Annotated in this window: 9 protein-coding genes; 3 read left to right on the top strand and 6 right to left on the bottom strand. The window is 35.8% G+C overall.

Going from position 1 to position 7,075, the window contains the following annotated elements; translation table 11 throughout:
- The first annotated feature begins 76 nt into the window (after positions 1–76).
- Positions 77–286 carry an IS3 family transposase gene (locus BW961_RS32090; protein ID WP_425298723.1) on the top strand — a complete coding sequence of 70 codons (210 nt, stop codon included), beginning with the start codon at positions 77–79 and terminating at the stop codon, positions 284–286.
- 95 nt (positions 287–381) lie between these two features.
- On the opposite strand, the gene BW961_RS28995 is transcribed toward BW961_RS32090, so the two are convergent.
- The 6 genes from BW961_RS28995 to BW961_RS28975 all read right to left on the bottom strand — a co-directional run bounded on the left by BW961_RS28995 (position 382) and on the right by BW961_RS28975 (position 4,396).
- Positions 382–1,149 (bottom strand): protein kinase family protein, encoded by a 768-nt coding sequence (locus tag BW961_RS28995; RefSeq protein ID WP_068591283.1) that lies wholly within the window; start codon positions 1,147–1,149, stop codon positions 382–384.
- Between the two features lie 200 nt (positions 1,150–1,349).
- Positions 1,350–1,556, bottom strand: a complete 207-nt coding sequence (locus BW961_RS28990) for a hypothetical protein (RefSeq protein ID WP_068591285.1) — start codon at positions 1,554–1,556, stop codon at positions 1,350–1,352.
- A 48-nt stretch (positions 1,557–1,604) separates the two neighbouring features.
- A complete protein-coding gene (locus BW961_RS28985) occupies positions 1,605–1,808 on the bottom strand; it encodes a helix-turn-helix transcriptional regulator (protein ID WP_068591287.1) in 204 nt (67 codons plus the stop codon).
- A gap of 15 nt (positions 1,809–1,823) precedes the next feature.
- Positions 1,824–2,222 (bottom strand): hypothetical protein, encoded by a 399-nt coding sequence (locus BW961_RS28980; protein ID WP_068591288.1) that lies wholly within the window; start codon positions 2,220–2,222, stop codon positions 1,824–1,826.
- Positions 2,223–2,562: 340 nt separating this feature from the next.
- Complete coding sequence (yjcZ, locus tag BW961_RS29700; protein ID WP_082867664.1) at positions 2,563–2,676, bottom strand: sporulation protein YjcZ; 114 nt, start codon at positions 2,674–2,676, stop codon at positions 2,563–2,565.
- Positions 2,677–3,025: 349 nt separating this feature from the next.
- Complete coding sequence (locus BW961_RS28975; protein ID WP_068591291.1) at positions 3,026–4,396, bottom strand: alkaline phosphatase; 1,371 nt, start codon at positions 4,394–4,396, stop codon at positions 3,026–3,028.
- 498 nt (positions 4,397–4,894) lie between these two features.
- Here BW961_RS28975 and BW961_RS28970 point away from each other — a divergent pair, with 498 nt between their 5' ends.
- Positions 4,895–5,563, top strand: coding sequence for a Type 1 glutamine amidotransferase-like domain-containing protein (locus BW961_RS28970; protein ID WP_068591293.1), 669 nt, complete (start codon positions 4,895–4,897; stop codon positions 5,561–5,563).
- Positions 5,564–5,837: 274 nt separating this feature from the next.
- Positions 5,838–6,908, top strand: coding sequence for a serine hydrolase domain-containing protein (locus tag BW961_RS28965; protein WP_068591295.1), 1,071 nt, complete (start codon positions 5,838–5,840; stop codon positions 6,906–6,908).
- Positions 6,909–7,075 lie beyond the last annotated feature (167 nt).

The following is a 7,075-nucleotide window of genomic DNA, read 5'->3' as shown; positions in this document are numbered from 1 at the left end:
GCATAGTGACCAAGGATTCCAGTATACATCCCGCCAATATAGTCAGCTGCTCAAACGATACAGCATCCAAGCCAGCATGTCCCGGAAAGGAAACTGTTGGGACAATGCATGTATGGAGAACTTCTTCAGTCATTTTAAAGCAGAGTGCTTCTACCTTCATGTTTTTCATTCTGTAAAGCAGGTCGAACACGCCGTTAAGCAGTACATCCATTTCTACAACCATGAACGCTTTCAAAAGAAACTAAACAACCTGAGCCCCTACGAATACAGGACTCAGGCTGCTTAAATATTGCTTTTTGTTAATTGTCTACTTGACAGGGGTCACTTCACCGAAGCACCTGCTTATCAATGTGTATTATTCAACTATCGTGTCCCGTTAGCTCAACAACCTACAGATTTCTGTAATACAGAAATACTTTCCTTGAGGAACGCTTTATTTTTTTCAATTCCCCTGTTTTTACACCAGACAACAGCACTAAAAGCATCGTAAAAATCATAAAAGGGAAGTATCGTCTCTAATTCCATTAGGGGACGAATTGTTGAATACCCCTCTTTATACGAAACTCTACTTTGAGGATTTACTTCCCAAACATATCGATTAATTTTTGTGAAATCTATTTCAGAGGATCCTCCCCGTGCACTCTCAAAGTGATTAATACATTTTTCGAAAAGTCCTCTCTCAAGGACTTCCTTACAAGGTTTTGTCAACTTTTCAAAGTTATTTTTTATGTAAAGTCTCCAATTGTTCTGATTAAGAAATTGAAACCCGTCTAATCCTTCAACACCATACCACGGCATTTTAATTTCATGCAGCTTTGCATGATATACCCCAATTTGAAATGCCAGTTCATCGTCAATATTACCTGTACACGGTATTCCTTGAATCTGAGATAAAAGTAAGGCGCCGGAAATGAAGTCATCCCCACTCCAGAAGTCTAATACTTTTGGAACTGGTAATACCTCGCTCAACATTTCAAGCATACGATATTCACGATACAGTTTATCCCTATTATAAGGGATCTTCGCATATACAGTTTCTCCACTAGTAAGATTCAGTTTGTATACTTGTGAACTAAAAGACTCAGGAACATTATCTACACTTAAAACATTAAGGTTAAATCTTCCTATGATCGTTTGTATTAAGTTCAAATCGCACCTCGCGTGTTTAGAATGATGCCTTAATTTGCTTATCTACCATTTCCACATTATTTTGAACAATTCTGCCCGTTAGTTTAATAAAAAAGAGCAGGCTACGTTGTACCTGCTCATCATTGTGTGTTATTTAACTATCGTCTCCCGTTAGCGCAACAATTATATTTTCAGTGAAAAATCGAACTTCTTATTTATTACTACATCATAATAATTGCGATAATCCCTACTATAATACACAGAATTCCACTTATAAATTGTCCTAATCCTGAAGCTTGTCCCATTAGTATGAAATTGAATATGTTTTTACTTTTTCGATTTTTCCCAAATAAACCATCTTCTGTTCTCATAAGATAAAGACCCCAGACTATTAAAACTACCCCAAAAATAAATAATATAATAAACATTAATGTTCCTCCGTTGTTTGTTTCATATGTGCATCTTTATGAAATGTATTATTTGTCATCTTCATCAAAAATAAACGTTTCTTCAATTGATAAATTAAAAACTAAAGCTATTTTATACGCAAGTAGCACAGATGGATTATACTTTTGTTTTTCTAATGAGATGATTGTTCTAGAAGATACACTTACTTTATCAGCTAACTCTTGTTGAGTTATTCCATGTTCTATTCGTAATTGTTTTACTCTATTTTTCATTAAATATCTCCTTAATTAAAGGACATGATTATAATATTTTCTAGAACCAAATTCACTAATGATTAAAGATATTAAAACAATTAATAATGCAGTATTTGTAGGGATTACCACAAAATTAGTTGAAAACATAATAATTAAAATTTCATACATCAAAAAACGCATTGAAAAGTGAGCAACTTTTCCATCAATTAAAATATCTCTTTCATCATATTCCTTTGACACTTCCTTTTCTATTTTTTTGTTATTGCGGGGGTTAAGGTAAGAAATTATTGAAATTAACAAAATTATTCCACCTATGAATAACATGACATAACCAAAATTAAATCCTTCCGATGTATCGAGATTTATTTGAATAAACCCCAATACCATTAATAAGGTTGATACTAAAAGTCGCTGTATGAATAGTTTTTTCAAATGTACCTCTCCTAACTAACTAATTCTTCTGAAGTGAAGTTTATTTCACGTGAAGTTGACTTCATAACAATATCTTTTTTCAAAACAAATATCAAATGGTAAATAATAGTGCTTTAAGTGACGGAATATTTCATCATTTGAACAATTTTAGTTGTAATAGTGTTCAACTAAACTGCCCGTTAGCTTAATCACGAACATAAAATACCCCGCCGACCAATTAAGGTTAGTGGGGTATTTCACTGATGTTTTCGGATTGCATAACGAAGCTTCCGTATATGTTACAACTAATATAATACATTTGGGACAATCTATTAATTACTACTATTTTCTGCGTATAAATTTAGAAACAGAACGCACTGGTAATGATAACCAACAAAATGAACAGAACTAAAATTGCCGCTGTATTACCACCAACACCGCAACATCCGCCAAATCCTCCAAGAACTCCACCCATAGTAATTCCTCCTTTTACTTAGAATACACCTTACTATATGGATAAATATAAAATTGAGATTGGATTTAATGGCAAGAAAGATTCAGCCTTCGCTCATGCCCTATGGTGATTTTGTTGCTCAGGAGAAGTTTCCTTAGCAATAAAGGCGAAGGCTTAATGTAACAATAAGCCTAGCATCCATATCAGTGAATATAGCCAACCATAAAGTCAACCATCCATGGACGATCAGAATCAATACAAGAAGTTTAATTCCCAGTGATAGCGTATTGTGAACTTATCCCAAAACCACAAAAAAGAGTATCCGGAAGGATCCGAATACTCTATCTTAATTCTATTACAAAATTTATTGCTATTTCTCATTCTTCTTTTTGCCAAAGAGATCAAAGATAATTTTTGCATTGTCGGTATTGTCAATGAGTCCAGAGAATTTTTCTTTTTGTGGACCGAACGCATACACTGGAACATCTTCGCCAGTGTGCCCACCGGTAGTCCAGCCAGTGTTGCTGCGCTCGTTAAAAATGGCTTCAATTGCAGTATCTATTTTGCTTTGATCTTTTGAAACCGATGCATCCTGCACAGACTTTATTTCTGCTGCGCTCAGTTCTAGAGCGATATACTTTTTCAGCGTGTCTTCCACATTGGCTCCTGCCGCGATTTCCTTAGCGATGAAATCCGGAGTACGTTTTGCAGCTTTAATCGCATCTGGGTCAAAATTATATTTTCCATTTGCTGCAACCGACATACCACCAGTGGAGTGATCAGCAGTAGCAACAACTAATGTATTTTCATCTTTCTTTGCAAAATCAATCGCTGCTTTAAAAGCTTTCTCAAAATCCTGCATTTCACTCATAGCAGCAACCACATCATTATCATGTCCTGCCCAGTCGATTTGGCTTCCCTCTATCATCAAGAAGAAACCGTCTTTATCTTTATTCAAGCGATTTATTGCAGCGTTTGTCATGTCTTCTAAAGAAGGTGTGTTTTGGTCACGATCAATAGCTTTATCTAACCCACCTGCGGCAAATAAGCCCAGTACCTGATTATTTGTATCTTTCAAAAGGGACTCACGGTCAGTTACATAGCTGTAACCGTCCTTTTTAAACAATTCGGGTAGGTTTCGATCTTTACGCACGAAGTTGCTCAGTCCTCCGCCAAGCAGTACATCCACCTTATGCTTTCCATTGATCATTTGATCATAGTAATCATCTGCGATAGCATCCATGTTTTTACGATTGATATCATGTGCTCCAAATGCAGCAGGAGTGGCGTGTGTAATTTCAGATGTGGCTACCAAACCAGTTGCTTTTCCTTGCTCTTTCGCCTGCTCTAGGACAGTTTTCACTTCTGTATGGTCATTATCAACCGCGATGGCAGCATTATATGTTTTTATTCCTGCGGACATTGCCGTAGCAGCAGAAGCCGAGTCGGTAATATTTTCATGCTCGTCTTCAGGGTAAGTCATTTGGTTACCGACTAGATATTTATCGAATTCCGTTTTTTCCATGACCGGCGTAGACGGATCGTCTTTTATGTAGCGATAGGCTGTTGTGTACGGTACACCCATACCATCCCCAATTAAGAAAATAACATTCTTAATTTTGCCTTTTTCTTTGTTTTGCCCCGCTATTGCTGGATCGACCAGAAAACCTGATACCGTGGCAGTAACCGTAAGGGTTGAAACAACCGCAAATGCTACGAGTTTCTTAGAATATTTTTTCATAATGATCCCCCTCTATTTGATTAATTGTTTCTCGTTGCTTACAAGTAATCTTAATGGACAAGTATTAACGGAGGTTCGTTATTATGTAAATTTTAATTAAAATTTTTCTCACTTGACTCTGCCAAATCAATAGTAAAAATATGTAAATAACAAAAATACAAAGTACAATAATAAAGTAACTTGAATACATGAAACTTATTGATTGTGAAATAACACTCACAGAACCCTCCGAATTCCATCAGGACTATATCAAGATCCTTTATGTCCTTCTAGGGATGTTTAGGACATCTGAAGTACTCAAAATAAGTTAAGCTTTTTTTGTCCGAACAGGACGATACTGTTCATCTTTCTTATTGAACTAACGGGCAGGTTAACGTAAGAAACATATTTCTCATACTTCAATTCCAAGTAATGGTAATATAGAGTTGGAGTTATGAAAAATATGTTTTATCGTTAAGAATGGATGAATGTAAATAGTACATATGGAGGTAATTAAGTTTGAAGACTCACTACTATTTCAGTTGGTTTAATGATATTTTTCCAGAGAAGCTGGTCAAATTGTTGCATGAGGATATAACAGACAGAAAATCGCTTGTTATGATTAGCGCTCAACCGTCTGGTTATAAAGATGAGCAAGTTAACAGTGATGATGTTTTTGAAAGGACATGGTTTAATCAGGCTAACATTATTTTTAATGAATATCATTTCATTGATTACCGCATGCAGAAGGAAGATGCCCAGCGATTCATTCAAAACGCTTCTGTCATTTTTTTATGCGGTGGATATCCTGTTTTGCAGAACGATTTTTTGGCGGAATATGAATTATCGGATGTTATTAAAAACAGCAATGCCGTTATAATGGGTGCCAGCGCTGGCGCGTTAAACATGGCTGCCAAATGGTTAAGCTTGAAAGAGACTGGCAATGAAGTTGAAACAAGTACTATTTATGATGGTATTGGCTTTAATCATTTTGCCTATGAATCTCATTCTAAACGCGACTACGCCACGTTTGTTCAAGGCTACCTGTTCCCCTTGTCTGAAGAGATTGATGTTTATGCTGCAGAACAGGAGAGCGCTATACGTGTAAAGGACGGCAAAATAGAAATAATGGGTCCTGTATATTTAATTTCCCACTCAAAGATTCAAAAATTGGTTGAGACGCTCTAATTAGGGTGAGTGGCTGTGACCTAACAGAATTAATTCCTCCTGATGTATAAAATCAATCAAGGCTTACAGCGAATCATCCAAGGTCTCCTCTCTATGATTGGAATACTTGTTTGTAAACAAATGCAATCTTATTATCTCCAGGACTTATTGTCGGGCAGGAATATCGAGAAATGGAAACGAATAAATGATTTAGCATCCCAAAATAGGTTTATTAACGTGATTTCAACATTCGATTTATGTAAGCATCATTAAACTAAAAGGAGTAACTTTTACTATGAAGGATTTACATAATTTTGTATCAGATTACACGAAAGATAAGAAACATTTACATCTTGCTATCGGGATTATTAGGGAGGGAGATATTGAATACTTTTCGTTTTGTAATAGTAAAAAGAAAAGTATGGTCCTTCCTGAGAATATGTTGTTTGAAATCGGATCCATAACCAAAGTTTTTACATCAATACTTTTATTAGAAATGGAACAGGAAAAACTGCTTTCCTCGGATGACATGGTTGGTAAGTTTGTGCAGAACGCTGAAAACGATTATTTGAATAAAATTACCTTGAGAAGCCTTGCTACTCATACCTCTGGATTACCTATATTGGCAACCAACCACATTTTGGCTAAAAAAAGATCGAATCCTTATTCAATGTATACCGAGCAAGATTTAACTGCTTTTTTATCTAATGCTGACTACACGGATAGCATTGGTTCGTTTGGATATTCCAATATCGGTATGGCCATACTGGGAAACATTCTATGTAAGGTGTCAGGAAGCAAGTATGACGAACTGTTAAAAAAATATATAACGAGTCCATTAAAGATGAATGAGACAGCCGTTATGCTTGATTCAGAACAGGATGGCAGGTTTTTGAATGGACATGCTTCAACTGGGAAAAGAGTCCCTCATTGGGATCTTTCTATACATGAAGGAGCTGGGGGTATTAAGTCATCTGTTAGCGATTTGAGTTTATTTGTCCAAGCCAATCTAAATGATGATAATCCGATAGCCTCTACACTACAAAAAAGTCATCTCCCTATATGGATCGGAAATTCAAACCGTTATTTTGGCTGGGGTGAGGATAAACTTCTAGATAAAGGTATCCTCTGGCATAACGGGGGTTCAGCTGGTTTTAATAGTTATCTAGCTTTCAACAAGGAACTCCGTGTAGGAGTTGTATTGCTATCAAATTATTCTTTTTTCTCGAATTCTCTTATGGATTATTATTTTGCTCAATTAATAAAATGGATTACTAAAAAAGAACCTTCTCAAGGAACTATGATAGACTCTACAGGTAAAAAAATATTTGAAGCAGTCATATGTAGAGAAAAATCATTAAGCTAACGGGACACGATAGTTTAACAATTTTGCTAACTATGATTGAAATCAATCAACACAAAAGAGACCGCAAAGGCATAATGAACTGTGACCCGTAAGATGGAAACTTTGAAAAAAGTGACCCTCTTGCGGGTCATTTGTGTTTTAATCGAATTATCTAAAAAAGCGGAGGT

Origin of the sequence: Paenibacillus macquariensis (assembly GCF_900156375.1) — a bacterium.
GTDB classification, from domain to species: Bacteria; Bacillota; Bacilli; order Paenibacillales; family Paenibacillaceae; genus Paenibacillus_AQ; species Paenibacillus_AQ macquariensis.
Note: the sequence above shows the minus strand (reverse complement) of the source record. Positions and strands in the feature narration are given on the sequence as shown.